Raw genomic sequence first — 22,798 nt, 5'->3', positions numbered from 1 at the left:
CTACAATCGCACCTATGAATTTAAGCAAAACGAAAATACTGCAACCAATCCAAAAAAAACTGGGGAATACCAATATTATTTTGGTCGGTATGATGGGCGCCGGTAAAACGACCATCGGCAAAGCGCTGGCGAGTTCCCTGGATAAAGAATTTGCCGACTCCGATCACGAAATTCAGGAGCGCACCGGGGTGAAAATTCCGGTGATTTTTGAAATCGAGGGAGAAGCGGGATTTCGTAAACGCGAATCGGAAACACTGTTTGAACTGACCAAGAAACGAAACATCATTTTGGCGACTGGCGGCGGTGCCGTGTTGCATCCCGGCAATCGTCAATTATTGCGGCAGAATGGCATCGTGATTTACTTGCGCGCATCTGTCAGCGATCTGTACCGGCGCACCCGGTATGATAAAAACAGGCCGTTACTGCAAACGCAGAATTTGTATGCGCGATTGAACGAACTGTATCTGCAACGGGATGCGTTATATCGAGAAACAGCGCATATCATCATCGACAGCGGAAAACAGGGTGTTCGATTTTTAATCCAGAAATTGATCAACAAATTACTATCCATAGATCTCAACACTATTATGCAAGGCGGTCACGGAAATACTATGCAAACCATTACGGTCGATTTTACCTCTTCGTCAGAAAAACGCAGTTATCCGATCCATATCGGACACGGCATTTTACAACGCGCCGATTTGATCGTACCGTATCTGCCGCAAAAGCGTGTCGCCATCGTCAGCAACGCCACGGTTGCGCCACTCTATCTGGAAAAATTGCAAACAGCGCTGGATAAACTGGGAATTCATTCTTTTTCGATCATCCTCCCGGATGGCGAGGCTCATAAAAACTGGGAAACCTTGAATTTGATTTTTGATGCGTTGCTGAAAAATCATTGCGAGCGGAATACTGCGCTATTGGCGCTGGGTGGCGGTGTAGTGGGCGATTTGACCGGATTTGCCGCGGCGACCTATTTACGCGGTGTGCCGTTTATCCAGATACCGACAACCTTGCTGGCACAAGTAGATTCCTCGGTCGGCGGAAAAACCGGCATCAACCATCCGCTTGGTAAAAACATGATCGGCGCTTTTTATCAGCCGCGCATGGTACTGACCGATAGCGCGACACTAGAGACTTTACCGGAGCGGGAGCTGCGCGCCGGTCTTGCCGAGGTGATCAAATACGGCTTGATTCGCGATCCCGCTTTTTTTGATTGGTTGGAACAAAACATGCACCGGTTGCTGGCGCGCGATCCGGTGACGATGAACGAAGCGATTCAACGCAGTTGCGAGAACAAAGCGGAAATTGTCGCGGCGGATGAAAAGGAAAAGGGAATACGCGCTTTGTTGAATCTAGGGCATACCTTCGGTCATGCGATTGAAAATGGCATGGGGTACGGCACCTGGCTGCACGGCGAAGCAGTGGCGGCCGGGACCGTATTGGCGGCGGAATTGTCGCGGCGCATGAAATTGATTAGTGACGCGGATGTACAACGCATTCGCAAGATTTTCACCCAAGCCGGATTACCGGTAACCGCGCCTAAAATGCCGCCGGAAAAATACGTGCAATTGATGGCGCTGGACAAAAAAGTGGAATCCGGAAAAATGCGTTTTATCGTACTGAACCGGATCGGCGAAGCGGTGATGCGTGCGGATATTGCATCCGCCGTGTTGAACGAAACCATTCTGGCGTGCATGGCGGAATGAGTCAGCTGGTTGCATATGCGGTTTCTACCGGTAATTCCCGCGGACGCACGATTCAGGAAGAGCCGCCGGTAGGGCGTAGCGAATTTCAGCGCGATCGCGATCGCATCATTCACTCCGCCGCATTCCGCCGACTGGAGTATAAAACCCAGGTTTTTGTCAATCATGAAGGGGATTTATTCCGCACACGCTTGACGCATAGTTTGGAAGTGGCGCAAATCGGACGCTCGATCGCAAGAAATCTGGGACTAAACGAGGATTTGGTCGAGGCCGTCACATTGGCGCACGACCTGGGGCACACGCCTTTTGGACACGCCGGTCAAGATGCCTTGAATGAATGCATGCGCGATTACGGCGGTTTCGAGCATAACCTGCAATCCCTGCGTGTCGTCGATGTGCTGGAAGAACGCTACGCGGCTTTTGACGGTTTGAATCTCTGCTATGAAACCCGCGAAGGAATAATGAAACATGTCACCAGAAAAAATATTCCGAAACTCGGTGCATTGGGAGAGCGTTTTGTGCAGCATAAAAGACCTTCTTTGGAAGCGCAGCTGGCTAATTTTGCCGATGAAATCGCTTACAACAATCACGATGTGGATGACGGTTTGCGCTCGGGTTTGATTACACTGCAACAGTTGCAAGAAGTATCGATTTTTTCGCGCCACCTAAAACAAGTGCAAGATCGGTATCCTCTGCTGCCGGAACGCAGAATGGTATACGAAACGGTGCGCAGTATGATTAACACCTTGGTGACCGACCTGATCCGGCAAAGTACGAGTAATATCCGGGACGCCGCAGTTCAGAGTCTTTCGGATGTGCATACAGCGCCGCCTTTGATCGGATTTAGCCAGCAAATAAAAAAAGAACAGCAGGAATTGAAGAAATTTTTATTTGATAATCTGTACCGGCATTTTCGTGTCGTACGGATGAGCAATAAAGCACGCCACACGATTGAGCGATTATTCGCGGCTTTTAGTGCGGAGATACAATTGCTGCCGGTTAAGTATCAGGAAAAATTCGAACTGGAGGGGCATCAGGCGATTGCGGATTATATTGCCGGCATGACGGATCGGTATGCGATTAAGGAATATCAACGCTTATTTACTATTGCAGAAAGTTAATTGTGCAGCGATTGTTGCAGCGTCGGCCGGTTTTTCACCGGATTAACAATACACGCGATCGCTATTCACTGGTAATATTAGAAGGATTGAAAGAAAACCTGGCGCTGGCTAGGAGCAGCCTTTCAAAAGAACAATAAAATTGTAGGCTTTGTTAATGACGACACTAAAGAACGATACATTTCTACGCGCTTTACTGAAACAACCTGTTGAGTACACACCTGTCTGGCTGATGCGCCAAGCCGGACGGTATCTGGCTGAATATAACGCAACCCGCGCGCGCGCCGGGGATTTTTTATCCTTATGCAAAAATCCGGGCTTTGCAACCGAAGTCACATTGCAACCCCTGGCCCGTTTTCCATTGGATGCCGCCATATTGTTTTCGGATATTTTGACCATACCTGACGCCATGGGACTGGGATTATATTTTGCCCAAGGCGAGGGACCGATGTTCGAACACCCTTTGCGAGAAGAAAAGGAAATCCGTGCATTGAAAATTCCGGATCCCGCAACGGATTTGCGTTATGTCATGGATGCGGTGTCGGAGATCCGCAAAGCATTGGACAATCGCGTGCCATTGATCGGTTTTTCCGGCAGCCCCTTTACGTTGGCTTGTTATATGGTGGAAGGGCGGGGCGGTACCGAATTCCGCGAAATCAAAACCATGCTGTATCAACGCCCCGAATTGTTGCACCATATATTGGATGTGAACGCGCAGGCCGTGACGGCTTACTTGAACGCTCAGATAGAATCCGGCGCGCAAGCGGTGATGATTTTTGATACCTGGGGCGGCGCGCTTTCGAACGGCGCTTATAAGGAATTCTCGTTGCGCTATATGCAACAGATTGTTGCCGGATTGAAGAGGGAACACGACGGCATGCGCGTCCCAAGCATCGTATTCACCAAGGGTGGCGGCCTTTGGCTGGAAGCCATCGCTGACATAGGTTGCGATGCCGTCGGATTGGATTGGACGATTGATATCGGCGATGCGCGGCGGCGCGTGGGAGATAAGGTTGCGTTACAGGGCAATCTTGATCCGTCGGTGCTTTTCGCTTCTCCCGAAGTCATTGCCAAAGAAGTCGCCAAGATACTGCTGAGTTATGGCAACGGTAGCGGGCATGTGTTTAATTTAGGTCATGGCATTTCGCAATTTACGCCGCCGGAAAATGCCGCAGCCTTGGTGAATGCCGTTCATACCCTAAGCCGTGAATTTCATGTTGTCAGGAATTGAGTGGATTTGAATTATAATTGCAGGTAGTTTTATGCATATATTGATCATTGAAGATGATTTGGCGATCGCTGCCAATCTTTACGATTTTCTGGAATCCCGGGGACATACGGCGGACGCCGCCGTCAACGGTGTCGCCGGACTTCATCTCGCAGTGACACAACGCTTTGACGCCATTTTGCTTGATCTGGGTCTGCCCGGTATGAACGGTATGACACTCTGCCGGAAACTGCGCCAGGAATCGCAGATTGATACACCGATTCTGATGCTGACGGCACGCGACACTTTGGAAGATAAACTAGCCGGTTTTGAGCAGGGAGCGGATGATTATTTGATCAAACCGTTTGCTTTGAAAGAAGTTGAAGCGCGCTTACTGGCAATGCATAAGCGACATGTCGGAAAAGTTGCCAACCGTACCTTGGAGTTTGACAAACTCTCCTTTGATCCCAAAACACTTTCCATTCGTTTTGAAAACAAAAATGTAAAACTTCCACCCAAGTGCATTCGGCTATTAGCGCTAATGATGAGCGAGCCGGGTAAGGTGTTCAGTCGGGAAGAGCTCGAACTGGAGGCATGGGAGGATGTTCAGGAAACCAGCGATACATTGCGCAGCCACATGCATATTTTACGGCGCGCTTTAACCAAGGCGGGTGGGTATGATCCGATCGAAACCGTTCACGGTCTTGGCTATTGCTTAACATCTCGTGCACAGATTTCCGATAGAACGTAGCCTGCGCTACCGGGTCGCCGTAGCATTGGCGACATTCAGTATTTTTACTGTCGGTACCTTATGTATCATTCTTTATTTCGCTTCCGATAACATTGAGGAAGCGCATATTGAACAAGTGATTAAAATGGAAATGGATCATCTTGTTCATCGCTATCAGAAACACGCCGATTTTATTTCCCAAGTCGGTTCGCATCTCAAAAGCTATGTCGTTCGCAATATGGAGGAAGAGCTTCGTCTTCCCGCCTATTTGCGTGGCCTTAATCCCGAATATCACAGAATCTATTATGGAACAGAGGATTTTCACGTCCTGGTGCATGCGATCGGCGAGGTTAAGTTTGTGGTTGCCTATCGGATAACATTACATAAGCAACGCTTGCATGAACTCAGGTTGCTGATTGTATTGTCATGGCTCGTTGTGGTTGCGATCGCTTTCTTTGTCGGCTACTTGCTCGCCAGAGTTTTGGTTCAGCAAGTGACCGATTTGGCGGAACGGGTCAACCGGCTGGCGCCCGGCGATGCTCAGCTTGGCCTTTTGGCGCAACAGGACATGGATGAAGAGGTTGCGCAATTGGCCCGGGCACTCGACGATTATCAGAATCGCATCAAGCGCATGCTACAGCGTGAGCAAGAATTTACCGCGAATATCAGCCATGAATTAAGAACGCCGATCACAACCATACTCACCAGTTGCGAGCTACTGATTGCAGATACCGATATTCCTGCTAAAGCTTATCACCGTATAAAGATGATCGAATCTGCCGCCACTCGCATGGGGGAGCAATTGCAGGCGTTATTGTTCCTTGCGCGTGAGCAAGCGCTTGGCGTTATAGAAACTGTCGCTGTCGCAGAGTGCGTATATGATGCCGCGGATCCGATCTGCACCGAAATCGCCCGGAAAAATCTCACTTTTGAAGTGTTGATCGCGCCGGATGTGGTGCTTACCGTCAACCGGCAAGCATTGCATACCGCATTGATGAATCTGATCCGCAATGCCGTGCAATACACCCAGCAAGGTTACATCCGGATTGAATTTAACAATCAACGTCTTTCCGTATCCGATACCGGCATGGGAATAGAGCCGGCTTATTTACCTTTGCTGTATGAACGGTTCTTCCGCGGTTCCTCGCAAGGAGAAGGACTAGGAATAGGGCTTGCGATTGTCAAACGGATTTGCAATCACTACGGCTGGACGATTGAAGTCGATAGCACACCAGGAAAAGGGACAACTTTTCATATCATTTTCCCTTGAATAACTTGATAAATAGTAAGTGTTGTCTTCACGAATTCTTCACATTTCCTGTGTTAACGTTTCTGCGTGAAGTGCAATTCAGTCACGGGTTTCAGGTCTAGGCAGGGTATTTCTGATCGTCACATACTTCAACCAAGTTGTTACGTTTCATAAAATCTCGGTGCAAGAATTGGATCTCCCAAAAATCTTATGACTTCTGGGATGCGCTGTTTTTAGTTCCGAGTTTGCAATACTCTGAGTGGTGCTGAAGAAGAATTTTTCATAAACCAGAATATACATAATCAATAAAATAGGGAGTGTTGCATGACTACTATACAACCAGTAGTTTTCTTTTTTGTCGCAGGAGTCTTGGCAGGGGTCATAAAATCAGACCTAAAAATACCCGAAGCTCTGTATAAGAGCTTAAGTCTCTTTCTCTTGATCGCCATCGGCTTTAAGGGCGGTGTATCAATGGCTAAGTACGAAATTATGGAAGTGCTGCCCATCGCCGGTTCGATGGTTGTTTTAGCCGCGCTTATTCCACTGACGGCTTATCCAATTTTACGATTCATCGGTAAATTCACCCAAGCCGATGCGGGCGCTATCTCCGCGCACTACGGTTCGGTGAGCGCGGTAACTTTTGCGGTGGGTGTCGCTTTCTTGGCCGCCAAAGACGAGCCTTCCGAAGGTTATATGGTACTGATTATGGCATTGATGGAAATTCCTGCGCTGGTGACCGGTACTGTCCTGGCGCGCGCGGGTGCCGCCGGCGAAAAAACCCAATGGGGTAAGTTGATGCACGAGATTTTGACCGGTACCAGTCTTTATCTATTGATCGTAGGTGTCATCATCGGTTACTACGCAGGTGTAGTTAAACTGGTATCCCCATTGGATAAAATGTTCATGGACCTGTTCATGGGTGTATTAGCATTTTTCCTGCTTGAAATGGGTTTGCTGGCATCGGCGCGATTGAAAGCAGTATTGGATAAAGGTATCTTCATTGTGGCATTTGGTATTCTGTTCCCATTAACGGCTGGAATGTTCGGTGCTTACTTGGGCTGGCTGTTTGGTTTATCGGAAGGCGGCACCATGTTGCTAGCTGTCCTGTATGCTAGCTGTTCCTATATTGCTGCGCCTGCAGCTATGCGCATTGCGGTTCCGGATGCGGATCCTGCACTGTCAATCGGTGCTTCTTTAGGTGTAACCTTCCCCTTTAACATCTTTATCGGCGTACCGATTTATTGGGAAATGTCACATTGGTTTCATGGCATCGCAGTATAGAAACTATTAAATAGTATTTAATGATTATCTGACCTTTCGGGAAAAAAATATGAATAATACAATTGCAATGAAACGATTCGAGATCGTCGTCGGTATTGAGCAACTCGAACAATTGACAGAATTGTTGGATAGGTGCTCAGTGCGTGGTTATACGGTTCTCAAAAATGCTGGTGGGCTTGGATCACGTGGTGTGCGGGACCCTGGTGATGTTTTACTGGAACAGGAAAATGTCATGGTTGTTCTCGCCTGTAAAGATGAACAAGCGCAAAAAGTAGCGAGCGAATTGAGACCGGCATTGAAGGGATTGGGTGGAATGTGCCTGATTTCCGATTGCTTGTGGGTTGAAGGACCGACCGTTTCTTATTAATCACTGTTTTTTAGGTTTTTGTAATTCAATTTGCTGCAATACGTGAGAACATATTTAAGTTCTGCTCGTATTGCAGCAAGCAGAATTTGTCATTAAAAGATTGGAATAGTCAGGTGCATTAGTTATTACCTTATAGAACTCACCTGCACATTTCTGATCATGCAGAAAAAAACTCCTCCGTTATTGCGCATTATCCGCCTGATCCGTTTATTGTTTCATGTAACCTCAGGCTTATTGCAATCGATTATTTATCCCTATTTTCCTCGTCATATTCAGCGAAATATGATGCAGCGCTGGGCCAGCGGATTATTGTCGATACTCGCCATCAGGTTATGTAATCACGGAAGATTACCGACGCTGGAAATGCCGCGTGTATTGTTTGCGGCTAATCACGTATCGTGGCTGGATGTTTGTGTATTAATGGCTGCGTGCCCGACTCGTTTCGTAGCCAAAGCCGAAATCAGCCGATGGCCGGTTTTAGGTTTATTAAGCCGGAATGCAGGCACATTGTTCATTGAGCGTGCAAAACGCAGCGATACCCTGCGGATCAATCAACAGATCAGCGATGTGCTGGATAAAGGGGAGCGGGTAACAATATTTCCCGAAGGCACAACAACCGACGGTACGCAAATTAATCATTTTCATGCTTCTTTGCTGCAATCGGCTGTAACCGCCGATGCTTTGCTTTATCCGGTAGCCATCCGATATCGTGATAGTGCGGGGAATATCTGCAAAGATGCAGCTTATATCGATCCTTCGCTCGTCTTGTCGTTGCAAAAAATCCTCAGTTTGACAAGTATTGATGCAGAATTGACATTCAATCAACCGATTCCATGCGGCATGAAAAACCGGCGGGAATTGGCGCGCTTGTCTGAGCAAGCGATAGCCAGCACGTTAGCGCTGCCTATCGTGCACATGGAAGTTGAAAAATTTTCCGATCTTCCAAACGAATAGCGGACAATTGTCCGCCCCACACACAACCGCTATCCAACGCGACGATGTTATCGGTTATATGCAAACCTAAACCGGACCAATGACCGCAAATAATGGTGGCGTTCCGGCTGACCCGGTGCGGCACATTGAACCAAGGCATATAGCCGGCTGGGATGGATTGCAAATCCCCCTTAAAAACAAAATTCATTTTGCCATCCGGTGTGCATACACGCATGCGCGTCATCGCGTTGATAATCACGCGCAAGCGGATATAACCGGTCAAATCTTCGTGCCAGTAATTGGGTTCGTTACCATACATCCGCGCAAACAATTCACGGTAATTATCTTGGCGCAATGCGGTTTCTACTTCGCGCGCGAGCTGTTCAGCTTGGACGATAGACCATGATGGCAGCAATCCGGCGTGCACCAAAGCATATTGATTTTCGCAATGAAATAACTTTTGCTGCTGCAACCAATGTAATAATTCATCCCGGTCGGGTGCATCGAGAATCGGCTGGAGTGTGTCGCTCGGATGGGTTCTCGCGATGCCGGCAGCGACCATCAACAAATGCAAATCATGATTACCCAGAACCATAATTACTGTATCACCGGCTTGTTTGATATAGCGCAATAGTGCTAAGGAATCAGGGCCGCGATTGACGATATCGCCGACCAGCCAGAGCTTATCCTGCGCAGGATCAAAGCGAATCAGATCAAGCAAACCCCGGAATGCGGTGAAACAACCCTGCAGATCACCAATCGCGTACGTTGCCATGGAAAAATGCGGAAGGATCAGCGCAGACCCAGCACATCCTGCATATCGAACAGCCCGTTTGGTTTATCCGCAAGAAAACGAACCGCGCGCAATGCACCCATGGCAAAAGTCATGCGGCTGCTGGCTTTATGAGAAATTTCCACACGTTCGCCGATACCGGCAAACATGGCGGTGTGATCGCCGACAATATCACCGGCGCGAATGGTCGCAAATCCGATTGTTTCCGGTTTTCTTTCCCCGGTTACACCTTCTCTGCCATAAACGGCCACCCGGCGTAAATCCCTTTTTAATGCGTCGGCGATGACTTCGCCCATACGCAAGGCTGTGCCGGATGGAGCATCCACTTTATGGCGATGATGTGCCTCGACGATTTCGATGTCGTAACCTTCATTCAGCACTTTTGCTGCGATTTCCAGCAATTTGAAGGTAACATTAACACCGACACTCATGTTAGGCGCGAATACAATCGCGATATCCCGAGCGGCTTCTTGCAGCAATATTTTTTCTTCCGGTGAAAAACCCGTGGTGCCAATGACCATTTTGACGCCTGCTTCACGGCATGCAACAAGATGCGCAAGTGTGCCCTGGGGGCGGGTAAAATCGATTAAGTGATCGCAGCTTTTCAATGCCTGTGTATAATCGCTGACAATCGGAACTCCGCAATGGGTACCGATCAATTCACCGGCATCTTTATTCAAATTAGGACTGCCAACCTGCTCCAAAGCAGCTGCAAGCCGCATATCAGGTGCTTGTGTTACCGCTTCCAGCAAGGTGCGTCCCATACGACCGGAGCTTCCGGCAATCGCGATTTTTTGCGTATTCATTTTTGCAATCGATAGTTAAGGTTTGATAGAAACTGTACTTGGAACATTGCAAAGTTCATCGGCATCATCGGTATCTTCGGCATTCATTTCTGGTTGTTTTGCTTTTGCTTCAACCGGCAGGGGTTTGGCTAGCTCCTGAGTACTTGCCAGATGATTATCAAAATTCACTAATGCATCATTCTCAAAAAAAACAGTTAATCTTTTTTGTTCAACGAGATCGCCTTTCTTGCGATAAAGGTAAACATAATCCCAGCGGTTGTCGCGAAACGCATCCATGATCAACGGGGATCCTAAAACGAACAATACCTGGGATTTAGTCATACCGGGTTTTAATTTTTCCAGCATTTCTTCGGTCACCACGTTGCCTTGCTGCACATCGATCTTAAAGAGAACATGGGGTAACAGTGAACACCCGGTTAGCAGCAGAAAAGCAATTAATGCGGAGATTTTTGCAACCATTTTGTTGATATTATATGTTTCCAAAGTGAACACAGCATATGATACAGTAAATAATTTTCGAGGCAGAGATAACCATGGGCAACTTCGACGATCTGAAAAGCATCGATCTCAAAAATATTGGTCTTAAAACGACACTGCCTAGACTGAAAATATTGAATTTGTTTGAGCAGAGCAGTGTGCGTCACTTGTCGGCGGAGGATGTTTACAAGGAGTTGATCAACGAAGGTGAGGACATCGGATTGGCGACCGTCTATCGGGTTTTAACGCAGTTTGAGCAAGCGGGATTATTGGAACGCCACCATTTCGAAAGTGGCAAAGCGGTATTCGAGCTGAAAGGGGACGGTCATCACGATCATTTGGTCTGCTTGCAGTGTGGCCGTGTCGAAGAATTCTACGACGCCGAAATCGAAAAGCGCCAGATCGCGATCGCGAAAGAACGCGGCTTTACCTTGCAGGAGCATTCATTATCACTGTATGCCGATTGCACCAAGCCAAACTGTCCTCATCGTAAATAACGCTACCTCAATGACACTTACGCACAAATTGCGGAAAAAGCTTTTTTCCATTCAACTCAGACGCTGGAAAAAGATTTACTGGCGAGGCTTAGTATTGATGGCGCTCGCATGGGGGCAGGTTGCGCATGCCAATGATAATAACTTTGGCGAATGTATCGCACGAATGAAGTCTCAAGCAAGAGCGGAAGGCATTTCAGATAGTACAGCCCATCAGGTGCTCAGTAGAGCCCGCTTTATGCCAAGAGTTATCGAACTCGACCGGCGTCAACCCGAGTTCACACAGACCTTTGCAAATTATTTTAATACGCGCATCAATGAAGAGCGTATACAGCGTGGACGGGAATTGTATGCCAAACATCGCGCGCTGCTTGATCGGATTCAACACGAAAGCGGTATTCCGGCGCAGTATCTGGTTTCATTCTGGGGATTGGAGACCAACTACGGCGGGCATTTCGGTGATTGGTCCGTAATCGACTCACTGGCGACACTCGCTTGTGATACGCGCCGTAGTGCATTTTTTACTCAGGAATTGCTGAATGCCATGCGCATTGTAGACGCAGGCGATATTACGGCGGAACGCATGGTCGGTTCATGGGCGGGCGCTATGGGGCATATGCAATTCATGCCGTCGACTTTTCTTCGCTACGCCAAGGATGTCGATGGTGACGGGCGGCGCGATTTGTGGGGTAGTATTCCGGATGCGATGGGATCCGCGGCCAACTTTCTGCGCCAGCTGGGTTGGGCTCCCGGTTTGAACTGGGGACAAGAAGTGAGACTGCCACAATCCTTTGACTATGCGCTTGCCGGACGGGATCAAATGTTAAGCCTGGCGGAGTGGACCCAATTGGGTATCACCACAATTACTGGGGCGCCGCTAGCGCCGGCAGAACAAAGAGCAGCGCTGCTTATCCCTTCCGGTTATCAGGGGCCGGCCTTTTTAGTCACCAAGAATTTTTATATCATCATGCGCTGGAACCGCTCCGAATTTTATGCATTATCTGTCGGACATTTGGCGGATCGTATCGCTGGTGCGGCACCATTGCATCGCGCGCCGCCTGCTGATCCGGTAAAAATATCCCGAGAACAGGTACGCCAGCTACAAATGGATTTATTAGCGCTGGGAATTGATGCCGGAGAACCCGATGGCATACTCGGCTCAGCCACCCGCAAGGCGATCAGCCGTTTTCAGCAGAAAACGCAGCGCATTGCCGACGGTCATTTGGATGCAGGCATTTTAATCGCCATTCGTGAAGCGGCGGGCGGCGAATTGCGTTAACAGTAAATGATTGATCAAAGACTGGTAGCGTCCTTTCAATTCGACGTACCGGCTTTAAGCCAGTAAGTGCTCAACCGCTTCCTGCTCGGCAAGCAATTCCTGATAGCTTTTCTGCATTCTCTCTTTGTCTGCCGGACTCGTTTCCAATTCTTCGACGATTTTGTACCGGCCGTTCTGACACGTGACTGGAAAGCTGTAAATGACGCCTGGCGGTATTCCGTAGCAGCCATTCGAAGGAACGCCCATCGAGACCCAATCGCCTTCCCGCGTGCCAAAAATCCAATCCTGCATATGATTAATGATCGCATTAGCCGCACTGGCTGCACTGGACTTGCCGCGGCGTGCTTCAATAATTGCCGTGCCGCGCTTTTGCACGGTCGGAATGAAGTGATTTTCTACCCACCCGGAGTCAGTGATGAGCGAAGAAACCATGTCGTTGCCAACAACGGCATGACTTAAATCAGGAAATTGCGTATTGGAATGATTTCCCCAAACAATCATCCGCTTAATATCCGATACCGGCACCCGGAGCTTTAACGCGACTTGCGACAGCGCGCGATTATGATCCAATCTCAACATTGCCGAGAAGTTGTTGGGATCAAGATCGGGAGCGTTTTTTAACGTAATGTAGGCATTGGTGTTGGCAGGGTTGCCAACGACCAGCACTTTGACATTTCGTTTAGCCGCAGCGTTTAACGCTCTTCCTTGTTCAATGAAAATGGGGCCGTTGGCAGCCAGCAGATCTTTACGTTCCATGTTTTCTCCGCGCGGCCGCGCGCCGACGAGTAAAACAATGTCCGCGTTATTGAATGCCACCTCCGGATGATCGGTGGTGATGATTTCGGTCAATAAAGGGAACGCGCAATCATACAGTTCCATGACAATCGCATCGAAAAAAGGCTGCGCATCGGTTATGTCATGTAACTGCAGAATGACCGGCTGATCTTTGCCCAGCATTTCACCTGCTGCGATACGATAGAGCAGGTTATAACAAATCTGTCCGGTAGCACCGGTGACGGCTATGCGAATAGGCGATTTCATTTTTTTCCAATCCTCGAAAAGCCACCAATAGACTGGAAAATTGGCGGTATATGGGGAAAAGTGGCCAAATTATACTGGTAATCATGCGCTCACGGAAGAGCAAGTTTACTGAAGAGAATATTATCGGTTTAAATTCAACACTCGTTGGCATATCATGTGATTCTTGAATGTCAGCACAGAATACTCATGAAATGAAATACAAGCAAATCTTGCTTAATGTCGTGTCATCACTATTGTTCATAAAAGGGGATCGTATAATGAAAAAAACTCTGATCGTCATCTGCAGCGCTTTAATCCTGTCATCCTGCGCATGGGTTAAGGTCACAGCGCAAGGTGAAAGCGTGCGCCTGGTGCATTCGGCCAAAGCGATCGAGTCGTGCAAAAAACTGGGACGAGTCAATGCAAAAGTTGTCAGTCATGTCATTTTCAACCGCAATGCAGACAAAGTTGCTGAGGAACTAGCCGATCTTGCGCGTAACGAAGCGGCTTTGATGAGCGGCGATACGATTATTCCCATCTCCGAAATTGTCGATGGAAGACGCAGCTTCGGTGTTTATAAGTGCTTCCCACAGCAGCCTAATTAAAAAATAGATTAATGCGTCTTACTGATTGCCATTGTTGATCCTGGGTGACGCAAGCTTATTCAAGCTATCTGAAATAGGGTTAGCACGTTGGGTTGAATGAAATGAAGCTCAACGATTGGCGGTTTCATTGATGATTCCTCACTGCAACTCACGAGCTAAACAGGAGAGTTTTGGGTAGCTGAATCGTCTTACGTCCACTTCGCTTTGCGCGGCCTTATTAAGATTTCCGGTCAACCAGGGGAGGGGTGCTTTTAGACGATGTTTATTTGTCCGGATCCGTGTTTTTTTTCTTTTCCTCGCTGTCGGGAATGACCGTGTCTGCAATTGCACCAGCCGCTTTAACCGTGACTTTGACTGCCGTCGCAGCAGCAGTGACGGCAGCATCGGCAACTGCCACGACAGCACATCCTGTCAAATGAAACAGGAATAGAGCTGCTATGAGTGATCGTAAAGTGGAAAACATAAGTATGTGATTATGGCAGTTATTAAGCCATAACGGCTGTTTTTTGGTCTGCTTGTTAACATCATAGAGAAACCCAACGGTTGGCGGTTTCGCTGATGCTGAGTTATTGTTGGGGTTCGTGCCTCACTCCAACCTAACAGCAAAACTCAAACATGCCACGAAGTAGCGTCAGTTGGAATTATTTGTTCGATATCGATTGTGCTTCCGATGGCGGCAAGAAGCAAAAAGCTAACAAAGAAAACGATAGCAAAAATCACCCGTAGCGGGCCAATCCGCTCATGCGCAACAGTGAATCCACTATCTCTGTCCCAACGGGTTATACCGTTCTTGGTCAATTTGTTATACGACACTAAAAGAGTGATGAAGCTGACGAGCGGAAATCCAATGCCAAAACCGAGCCACCAAACCTTAAAACTTCTTGATAAAGCAGTTGAATAATCCGGTGTCTCTCCTGACGGTGGAATAAGGCGGATCTTGAAAAGCCACTTGCCGGGCGTTGTACCTATTGTAGAAAGGAATAACGATTCGATGAACACCCAAGCAAAAAATACGGCAAGCCCGAACAATTGATCAAATTGATCACTAATCTGCTCGCTGAACGCGTCTGGATAGAGGATGCTGAGACTATGCCACTCACGATGGAGATCAAGTAGAGGTCGAACATACGCGCCCAGTATCGAATCCACGGGCGAATTTGGGCAACAGAAGCCGTAGCCTGTATTGGCATGGGCGAAGTCGTGGACAAAACTACATTGGGTTCTTGCAGCGTTTTCTGATCCGTGGCTTCCAGAGGTGCTCCGCAATGTCCGCAGAATTTCGCATCATCTATTATTTCCTTGCCACATTGCGTACAAAACATCGAATTTTCCCTTTGCTCCAAGGCTATGATTAAAATCGCGCATTCAAAATGTCGCAATATAATACGTCATGAATGAAATCTAAAATATGACGGTTTATGGCGCTTTCTTTTACTTCCAACTAATTGACCCATTTAGCTTTGTCATCATGCCAAATTTATTTCGTTTTCCAAGTTTGGGAACGTAATACCATTGATGTATAGCCAATCTGATTTTTTCCAAGACCCGCAAAACGATCTGTCTCGACGCCCCAATATTCAGTCACACAAAACCGCTGCCCTTAGTTCTAAATTGCACATCGGGATTCAGGCCGACACCGGCTTGGTGGATGAAGAAGCTCAATAGTTGGTGATTTTGTTGATCCTGAAGTTTGTGCTTCACCCTATCTACGAGTTGTTGATCCTGGATGACGCGAGCTTATCCAGGCTACTTGCTATTTGCAAAAGTATTTAAAAAGTCTCTTGATGAATGCATTCAGATTTAGTGTTATGCCGAATGCACCGGGTTTTGCTTCTATGATTTCGGGGGTGCTCTCGATGTCATGTATTAAATCCTGAATCGCCTTTCGCCACCCTGTATTCACATCTCTATTGCCAAGCTGATAATCGGCCTTTTTTAAAGCTGAAAGATCGTATTCATTAAGCTCAGAAGGGTCGCCAGATTTTTCATAGCGCTGTGCGGCGGCAACAATTTTCCATGATTCTTCATCAAGCTGAGCCATTAGATTCTCCTTTTGCCTAACGTGAAGATAAGGGGCAGCGCGCTTTTGCGCGATCCCGTTTGAGCGTAGGGTTATGCCTCATGGTCACTTGGAATAAACCTTTTTGCCTTGTGAATAGAAATGCTTGTAAAAGCATGATGCCTTCGGCGGCTCATCGTGTAAACGCTTTGTTTCTTCTTCGTTGGCGAGCAAGTAGTTATAAAGGAATAAAACACTCTTTCTTGCTACTTTGAGTTTCGGAATGTTCATTACTTTTTCGGAGTCGAGGTGCGCGACAAACTTGTCTCTATACGTTTTCATTTCCTTAATGTACGAGTCAAACTCAAGTGCCGTTTTGCCGATTGCAAGTAATAACCCTTCGAAGAAAGCCGCCTGATTTCTGATGACTTTTCGCCAGTTGTGTTGACCCCGTTTGTCGCCGAAAAGCTTGCACCATTCAAGGACACATACATCGATGAAGTTACCGTTAGCATTAACCCAGAATTGATCTTTGAATATCAACTCTCCCTTTCGCCAGCCAGCCTTGTAGAAAGCCAGATTTCGTAGAAAGTGGTGGCACAGAATTATTACTCGGCGAAGACGCTGTTCACGTGTCATAGCGAAGCAAAACTAGAATTATAAATTCGAAATGACGTAATCAGTTACATCATCAATGAAATATAATACGGTGTTGTTCATTGTATCCCCTTATTTATGAACATATTTACCAAATTTATCTGCCTGACTACCATTATGCCTAACTTGTTTGGTTCCAAAAGCCTGTTGCTGAGCACTATCTATGTTTGGCCCGTTTGATCCTTTCCAACACCCCCAAAACCGTCTGTCTCGATGCCCCAATATTCAACCGCATAAACCCGCTGCCTTCTTGGCCGAATTGCACGCCGGGATTTAGGCCGACACCGGCTTGGTGAATGAAGAAGTGTTTCAGTTGCGCGTCGGTCATGTGCCATTCGCGGCAGTCGAGCCAGAGTAGGTAGGTGCCTTCGGCTTGGATCACGCGCATGTCCGGCAAATGTTCCGCGACGAAGTGTTCGACACTGGTGCGGGTGTCTTGCAGGTAATTCAGCAATGCGGTGAGCCAGGCTTCGCCGTCGCGGTAGGCGGCTTCGAACGCGGCGACGCTGAACGGATTGGAGGCGCTGACGTGGAATTGGCTGAAGATGTGCGTGACGGCGTTGCGCACGGTTTTGTCGGGGATGATCAGTGAGGATAGATTCAAGCCGGGGATGTTGAAGGTTTTGCTCGGCGCGACGGCGGTGATCAGGTTGCTATTGTAGTCAGCGATGGCAGCCAGCACGTGGTGATGGTTGCCGGGGTAGATCAGGTCGTGGTGGATTTCGTCGGAAAATACGATCAGGTTGTGGCGGGTGGCGACTTGTTGCACTTGCTGCAATTCTTGCGGCGACCACACGCGCCCGACCGGGTTGTGCGGCGAGCATAGCAACAGCAGCTTGGCTTCTTTGGCGCACTGTTCCAGGTGATCGAAGTCGATGGTGTAACGGCCATTGTCGAGGCGCAGCGGGTTTTGGATCAGCTTGCGGCCGGTTTGCGTGACGGCGGAGAAGAACGGGAAATACACCGGCGGCTGGACGATGACGGCTTCGCCGGGCTGCGTGAACGCCATCACGGCGGCGTTGATCGACGGCACCACGCCGGGGCACATCACGATCCAGTCGCGTTGCACCGTCCAGCCGTGCCGCCGTTGCAGCCAATCGATCAGTGCGTCATACAGACTGTCGGGAAATACGGTGTAACCGTAGATCGGGTGTTGTGCGCGTTCGGTCAGCGCAAGCGTGACCGCGGGCGGGGCGGCGAAGTCCATGTCCGCTACCCACGCCGGGATGACATCGGCCTTGCCGAACACCGCCAAGCGGCTATCGTATTTGACGCTGTGCGTGCCTATGCGATCGATTTCCCGGTCGAAATCGAATGCGTCACTCAAGCGATGCGCTCCCAGAGGGTGACTTCCGCCAGCGTGTGCTGGAATTTGCGCTTGGTTTCGCGGATTACGAACGGCACCGCTTGCGGGCCTTGAATCAGGCGGAAGTGCGGACCAAGCATTTCTTTCAGGCCGTCGAGTGTGGTGAAATTCTCGCCGTCGCGCTTGAAGCCACCGACCCACGCTTCTTTCTTGGTGTGCTCGGTGAGCCAGGTATACGGCGACGTGATCATCAGCAAGCCGCCGATGTTGATGCGCGTGTGAATGCTGTTGAGCAACTTGGCCGGATCGTACAAGCGGTCGATCAGGTTGGCGGCGAGGATCAAGTCGTAACCGGTGAAAATCGGTTTCAGATTACAGGCGTCGCCCTGGAAGAATTCGACCTTGTGCTTGACGTGATCGAGTCCGAGATTGGTCAGCGTGCGTTCCTTGTACGACACCAATTCGCCTTCGTCGGTCAGCGTGTAGCGCAAGATGCCTTGCTGCACGAGTTGTACGCCTTGACCGATGAAGCGCGCGGAGAAATCGACGCCGGCGACATGATCGAACACTTTGGCCAGCTCGAAGGTTGAGCGGCCGGAAGCGCAACCCAGATCCAGCGCAGTGCGCTTGGGCCGGTCGCCCATCGCGGCGATGGCGATTTCCGCCAGCGCTTTGGAGAAATTGGGCACGTCAAAATACGTATCGCCGTAATGAAACTCGGCGTACTCCGACAACAATTTGTCGGTTTCGTAATTAGAACTTGGCAATGTCGCCGGAGCGTCCGACACCACATAGCGGAAACCGGCGTGTTGGAAGAAGTGGCGGCGAAACGCGTAGCGCGAGCTGCGGATCGATTCGTTGCCACAAGCGATCCACGAACCGCCTTTGATCAGATTGTGCTGGTTGTCGAACGTCGGCGTGGTGAAATCGTCGTACAGCGGATGCACGTCGAAACCTTCGAACGGATACGTCGGCGTTTCGGTCCATTGCCAGACGTTGCCGACGATATCGAAAAACTCGCCGTGCGGAAATTCATTGACCGGACAGCTCGACGCGTAATAATCCAAGTGCAGATTGCCGGTCGCCTTGCGGTCGTGCGGCACTTCACTCAGACCAGCAACATCGTACAGCCGGTACCATTCGTCCTCGGTCGGCAGCCGCACCGGTTGCTTGGTCGTCTCGGCCTTCCAGTTACAAAACGCTTTGGCTTCGTGGTAATTGACTTCGACCGGCCAGTCCCATGGCATCGGTACTTCTTCGGTCATCAAGCGCAGATACCAGTCGCTACCTTTTTTGACCCAAAACGTCGGATGCTCGGCTTGCGTGAACTGCCGCCACGAGCGGCCTTCTTCCGGCCAGTAACTGCCGGTACGGTAGCCGCCGGCTTCGACAAACGCCAAGAATTCCTGATTGCTGACTAAGTATTTACTGGCTTGAAAAGCGGCGATGTCCGCAGTGTGCAGACCGTATTCGTTATCCCAGCCGTAATGCTGATGATTGGTTCTGGTTTTATGCAGCGTCACCGTTCCGGCGGCAACATCGACCAGCGAATTTTGCGGCGCGGCGCCGGATTTCCGGCATGGCTGCCAATCCGGGTGCGGTTGCACGAAATGCAAGGCATGCTGACGGATCAAAACCGACGACGTTTCCAGATGGATGCGTTCATGCTCGATGCCCATCACAATCGGCCACCACGAACTTTCCCAAGTGATCGGCAGACTCAGCGGCAATGTGGCGATGAGGTTATCGACCATGGCACGCATGGTTTTGCGGTAGGCGCGCACTTCATCGACCGTCGGCCAATCATAGTGTGTGCTGTCGAGATCGTCCCAGCTCATTTCGTCGACGCCGACGGCGAAAATCGATTCCAATCGTGGGTTGATGCGTTCGGTAATCAACCCGGCGAGAACCAGTTTGTTGACGAAGAAAGTGGCGGTATGGCCGAGATAAAAAATCAGCGGATGACGCAACGAGATCGGTTTTTTGTAATAGGCTTCGTCATTGCGCAGCGTTTCGAATAATTGCTCGTAGCGGTCCAGCGTGATGTGAAAGTAGTTGCGGATTTCTTCACGTTTCAGGTTGATATCGTCGCCATCGAGCAGAGGAGTTCGTTGGAATAAGGTTTCTGACATAAGGTAATGTTTAGTAGTTTACTCAGTTATTGACCGGTATTATAACGCCTTGCGCTTTTCAGGCCATACCTCAACCGGGACAAATGTCATTAGACTTTGTTTTTGCGATAAAAAGGTGATGGAAATATTAACGATGCCCGGTTTTGCTATCAAAAGTTGTTATCTGAGTGCGCAAATTAAGTCAACAAAGGATGATTTTTGAGGCAGGTATTACACGGGAGCCCCTCCACGGCAGCGGCGGCGCATAGGGCAGGCCAAAATAGCCAAGAGAGCCTGAATCGGCTTGCCGGGTGCTATGATATCCACCCCAAGATGGGGCGAAGTGGATGAAGCGCAGTCATGTGGATGATTGCTTGTATGCTCTGCAAAGCAATATTTCCAGCCCGACGCGCTCCAGCCTCACCGCTTGTTTCAGCGTCATGACAATCCTGTGGTGATTCACTGATCCAGGGTTGGAGCGGATTCCGAGTGAGACCACCATTTTCAACTTCCGCTGGTTTCTGGCGCGTTATGAGTTAGCAACGGAGATTCTAGTCGATATAAAGTCGGGTTGCGCCTTCAATTAGCTCCGCGACAAACTACAACTGCATTCAAATCAGAGCAGTTTGGAATTCGACCTGAATGGTGAAGCCGGAAATCGGCTTTTTCAATTTGTGTATCAATCAAAGTGTTTTCGGGGTGATTGAGTTGGCAATGCTGACCACGATCAGCGGATACGCGGGCGGGCACACTCCCCATCGCAATAAGGCGGTTATATTCACTAGTCCGCACTGTTGCATTTCGAAACTTGTTGCCGGCTTTAACATTAAGTTCTTGGTTTTCTTTCCAACTAAACTCGCATGAAACTCTCGGCCGGCTAGCTTGCGCATCACGTAATGTTAGTGCAAATACGCTTAGAAATATCAATCCAACTATCAGAAAATTAGAAAAGATACTCATCGGATTGAAAGTATGACTGCTGGAATAAGTGTTGTATGGCTTTGCTTGATTTCTCATGACGTAATCTCCCTTTTATATAGAAATTGTTATCATCGAATGCAGGTAAATGAAAAAATACAAACTTCCTATTTAGAGTTGAATAAACCGTTTAATTACTCACTGCTGAGAAACTTTATTGAGTTCATTTTTTAAGTTTGTAGTTTACGAAACTAGTTCTAGATAAATGTTAATCTAGATCAAAAAATAATTTTGCTTGATGTATATGCATAGGCAATATAACCATAATTCCAGGATTTAAAGTGTAACAACCGACAAGTATTCCGGCAGGCTGGCATGCCAATGTAGCTTGTCGCGAATGGCATCAGCCAGCGCCATCGAATTGCTGAGCTCGCCGTGCACGACAAAAATCTTTTCCGGCATTTTCTCGAAATGACCCAACCATTTGAGCAAATCGGCCTGATCGGCGTGTGCCGAGAGTCCGCCGATGGTGTAAATGGCCGCCTTGACCGCTATTTCCTGACCGAAAATCTTGACCTGCTTGGCGCCGTCCACGAGCCGCCTTCCCAGCGTTCCTTCCGCTTGAAATCCAGTGATCAGGATGCTGCATTCCGGGCGGTCGAGATTGTACTTGAGGTGATGCTTGATGCGTCCGGCGTCGCACATGCCGCTGGCCGAGATAATGACGATGCCGTGCTTGACATGATTGAGCTGCATCGATTCCTCGATATCCTGCACGAAATGAATGCGCGGTTTTTGCGCATTGCTGTTCATCCATTGCAAGGCTTCGGTGGACTCCCGGTCGAGCAACGCAATATGTTTGAGCGTGATTTCGGTGGCGGCTTGCGCCATCGGCGAGTCGACATAAATGGCCATTTCGCCGAGCTTACCCTGGCGGTACAGATCGATCAGCAGAAACAGCAAATCCTGCGTGCGGCCGACGGTAAACGCCGGGATGACGACATTGCCGCCTTTCGTGATCAGCGTATCGTTGATGGCAAATGCCAATTCATCGAGGGTGTCCGGCATGCTGCGATGCAGGCGGTTGCCGTAGGTGGACTCGATCAGCACAACATCGGCGCGGCGAATGATCGCCGGGTCGCGCACGATGGGGTGGCCGGGTTGTCCGAGATCGCCGGAGAAGACGATTTTTTTGTAACCGCCGTCTTTTCTCACCCACAATTCGATGATGGCTGAGCCAAGAATATGGCCGGCATCGCGAAAGCAGCAGCGGATCCCTGGGCGAGGGTCGATTTCGGTGTTGTAATCGACGCGCCGCAACTGCTTCAACAACGCTTCCGCTTGCGTCACGGTATAGAGTGGCGCGAGTTCCTGAACCGACTGGCTATTGCGGCGGCGCGCTTGATTACGCCACTCGACTTCTTTTTCCTGAATATAAGCGCTGTCCTTCAGCATGACCTGCAGCAGATCCGCGGTTGCCGTCGTGCAATACACCGGACCGCGAAAACCCCACGCGCCGAGCCGCGGTAACAATCCGGAGTGATCGATGTGCGCGTGGGTCAGTAGGACAAAGTCGATGGTTTTGGGATCGTACTTGAAAGCCGTGCGGTTTTTCTTGTCCGCTTCTTGTCCGCCCTGAAACATGCCGCAATCGACCAGAAAGCGCACATCATCGGTCTCGATCAGATAGCTGGAACCGGTTACTTCCCCGGCTGCACCTAAAAAAGTCAGTTTCATCGTAT

Annotated in this window: 24 protein-coding genes; 11 read left to right on the top strand and 13 right to left on the bottom strand. The window is 49.2% G+C overall.

The features are described 5' to 3' along the window. Positions 1-14: 14 nt before the first annotated feature. The 8 genes from aroB (at position 15) to HRU77_01350 (ending at position 8,612) form a co-directional block, all read left to right on the top strand. Positions 15-1,709: a 3-dehydroquinate synthase gene (gene aroB, locus HRU77_01385; GenBank protein ID QOJ19464.1), complete on the top strand. Its 1,695-nt coding sequence runs from the start codon at positions 15-17 to the stop codon at positions 1,707-1,709. Further along, the gene (locus tag HRU77_01380; GenBank protein ID QOJ19463.1) at positions 1,706-2,827 is read left to right on the top strand and encodes a deoxyguanosinetriphosphate triphosphohydrolase; all 1,122 of its coding nucleotides are present in this window, start codon (positions 1,706-1,708) and stop codon (positions 2,825-2,827) included. Before aroB ends, HRU77_01380 begins: the two co-directional genes overlap by 4 nt. Before the next feature lie 154 nt (positions 2,828-2,981). Then, positions 2,982-4,055: a uroporphyrinogen decarboxylase gene (locus HRU77_01375; protein QOJ19462.1), complete on the top strand. Its 1,074-nt coding sequence runs from the start codon at positions 2,982-2,984 to the stop codon at positions 4,053-4,055. A 31-nt stretch (positions 4,056-4,086) separates the two neighbouring features. Beyond that, positions 4,087-4,782, top strand: a complete 696-nt coding sequence (locus HRU77_01370) for a response regulator transcription factor (GenBank protein ID QOJ19461.1) — start codon at positions 4,087-4,089, stop codon at positions 4,780-4,782. Beyond that, positions 4,757-6,031, top strand: coding sequence for a HAMP domain-containing histidine kinase (locus HRU77_01365; GenBank protein ID QOJ19460.1), 1,275 nt, complete (start codon positions 4,757-4,759; stop codon positions 6,029-6,031). Before HRU77_01370 ends, HRU77_01365 begins: the two co-directional genes overlap by 26 nt. A gap of 303 nt (positions 6,032-6,334) precedes the next feature. Beyond that, positions 6,335-7,291 carry a sodium-dependent bicarbonate transport family permease gene (locus tag HRU77_01360; protein QOJ19459.1) on the top strand — a complete coding sequence of 319 codons (957 nt, stop codon included), beginning with the start codon at positions 6,335-6,337 and terminating at the stop codon, positions 7,289-7,291. Positions 7,292-7,340: 49 nt separating this feature from the next. After that, positions 7,341-7,658 carry a transcriptional regulator gene (locus HRU77_01355; protein ID QOJ19458.1) on the top strand — a complete coding sequence of 106 codons (318 nt, stop codon included), beginning with the start codon at positions 7,341-7,343 and terminating at the stop codon, positions 7,656-7,658. Between the two features lie 159 nt (positions 7,659-7,817). Continuing rightward, positions 7,818-8,612, top strand: coding sequence for a 1-acyl-sn-glycerol-3-phosphate acyltransferase (locus HRU77_01350; protein QOJ19457.1), 795 nt, complete (start codon positions 7,818-7,820; stop codon positions 8,610-8,612). Here HRU77_01350 and HRU77_01345 read toward each other — a convergent pair. The 3 genes from HRU77_01345 to HRU77_01335 are packed head-to-tail and all read right to left on the bottom strand — an operon-like array spanning position 8,563 to position 10,649. Beyond that, on the bottom strand, positions 8,563-9,366 hold the full coding sequence (locus tag HRU77_01345) for a symmetrical bis(5'-nucleosyl)-tetraphosphatase (GenBank protein QOJ19456.1): 804 nt from the start codon (positions 9,364-9,366) through the stop codon (positions 8,563-8,565). The two genes, HRU77_01350 and HRU77_01345, sit on opposite strands and share 50 nt — an antisense overlap. Before the next feature lie 17 nt (positions 9,367-9,383). Beyond that, on the bottom strand, positions 9,384-10,190 hold the full coding sequence (gene dapB / locus HRU77_01340) for a 4-hydroxy-tetrahydrodipicolinate reductase (GenBank protein ID QOJ19455.1): 807 nt from the start codon (positions 10,188-10,190) through the stop codon (positions 9,384-9,386). A 15-nt stretch (positions 10,191-10,205) separates the two neighbouring features. Continuing rightward, a complete protein-coding gene (locus HRU77_01335) occupies positions 10,206-10,649 on the bottom strand; it encodes an outer membrane protein assembly factor BamE (protein ID QOJ22023.1) in 444 nt (147 codons plus the stop codon). A gap of 74 nt (positions 10,650-10,723) precedes the next feature. Here HRU77_01335 and fur point away from each other — a divergent pair, with 74 nt between their 5' ends. Beyond that, entirely contained in the window at positions 10,724-11,164 is a 441-nt protein-coding gene (gene fur / locus HRU77_01330) for a ferric iron uptake transcriptional regulator (protein QOJ19454.1), read from the top strand. Between the two features lie 10 nt (positions 11,165-11,174). After that, complete coding sequence (locus HRU77_01325) at positions 11,175-12,440, top strand: lytic murein transglycosylase (protein ID QOJ19453.1); 1,266 nt, start codon at positions 11,175-11,177, stop codon at positions 12,438-12,440. 54 nt (positions 12,441-12,494) lie between these two features. Here HRU77_01325 and HRU77_01320 read toward each other — a convergent pair whose 3' ends face one another. Next, a complete protein-coding gene (locus HRU77_01320) occupies positions 12,495-13,481 on the bottom strand; it encodes a malate dehydrogenase (protein ID QOJ19452.1) in 987 nt (328 codons plus the stop codon). A gap of 257 nt (positions 13,482-13,738) precedes the next feature. Here HRU77_01320 and HRU77_01315 point away from each other — a divergent pair, with 257 nt between their 5' ends. After that, on the top strand, positions 13,739-14,065 hold the full coding sequence (locus HRU77_01315) for a DUF4156 domain-containing protein (protein QOJ19451.1): 327 nt from the start codon (positions 13,739-13,741) through the stop codon (positions 14,063-14,065). Positions 14,066-14,327: 262 nt separating this feature from the next. On the opposite strand, the gene HRU77_01310 is transcribed toward HRU77_01315, so the two are convergent. From HRU77_01310 to HRU77_01270, 9 genes are all read right to left on the bottom strand, one after another. Then, positions 14,328-14,528, bottom strand: a complete 201-nt coding sequence (locus tag HRU77_01310; GenBank protein ID QOJ19450.1) for a hypothetical protein — start codon at positions 14,526-14,528, stop codon at positions 14,328-14,330. A 146-nt stretch (positions 14,529-14,674) separates the two neighbouring features. Further along, positions 14,675-15,094: an RDD family protein gene (locus tag HRU77_01305; GenBank protein QOJ19449.1), complete on the bottom strand. Its 420-nt coding sequence runs from the start codon at positions 15,092-15,094 to the stop codon at positions 14,675-14,677. Next, complete coding sequence (locus HRU77_01300; GenBank protein QOJ19448.1) at positions 15,031-15,387, bottom strand: zinc ribbon domain-containing protein; 357 nt, start codon at positions 15,385-15,387, stop codon at positions 15,031-15,033. The genes HRU77_01305 and HRU77_01300 overlap by 64 nt, the downstream gene beginning before the upstream one ends. 431 nt (positions 15,388-15,818) lie before the next feature. Beyond that, positions 15,819-16,106: a hypothetical protein gene (locus HRU77_01295; GenBank protein QOJ19447.1), complete on the bottom strand. Its 288-nt coding sequence runs from the start codon at positions 16,104-16,106 to the stop codon at positions 15,819-15,821. An 84-nt stretch (positions 16,107-16,190) separates the two neighbouring features. Continuing rightward, entirely contained in the window at positions 16,191-16,703 is a 513-nt protein-coding gene (locus HRU77_01290) for a hypothetical protein (protein ID QOJ19446.1), read from the bottom strand. A 175-nt stretch (positions 16,704-16,878) separates the two neighbouring features. Then, positions 16,879-18,048, bottom strand: coding sequence for a pyridoxal phosphate-dependent aminotransferase (locus HRU77_01285; protein QOJ19445.1), 1,170 nt, complete (start codon positions 18,046-18,048; stop codon positions 16,879-16,881). Continuing rightward, positions 18,045-20,159, bottom strand: a complete 2,115-nt coding sequence (gene ovoA / locus HRU77_01280; protein ID QOJ19444.1) for a 5-histidylcysteine sulfoxide synthase — start codon at positions 20,157-20,159, stop codon at positions 18,045-18,047. The genes HRU77_01285 and ovoA overlap by 4 nt, the downstream gene beginning before the upstream one ends. A gap of 558 nt (positions 20,160-20,717) precedes the next feature. Further along, the gene (locus HRU77_01275; protein ID QOJ19443.1) at positions 20,718-21,155 is read right to left on the bottom strand and encodes a hypothetical protein; all 438 of its coding nucleotides are present in this window, start codon (positions 21,153-21,155) and stop codon (positions 20,718-20,720) included. Between the two features lie 237 nt (positions 21,156-21,392). Next, on the bottom strand, positions 21,393-22,793 hold the full coding sequence (locus HRU77_01270; protein ID QOJ19442.1) for an MBL fold metallo-hydrolase: 1,401 nt from the start codon (positions 22,791-22,793) through the stop codon (positions 21,393-21,395). Positions 22,794-22,798 lie beyond the last annotated feature (5 nt).

Source organism: Gammaproteobacteria bacterium (assembly GCA_015709615.1).
Lineage (GTDB): Bacteria > Pseudomonadota > Gammaproteobacteria > Burkholderiales > Nitrosomonadaceae > Nitrosomonas.
This window is presented reverse-complemented; position numbering and strand designations above follow the sequence as displayed.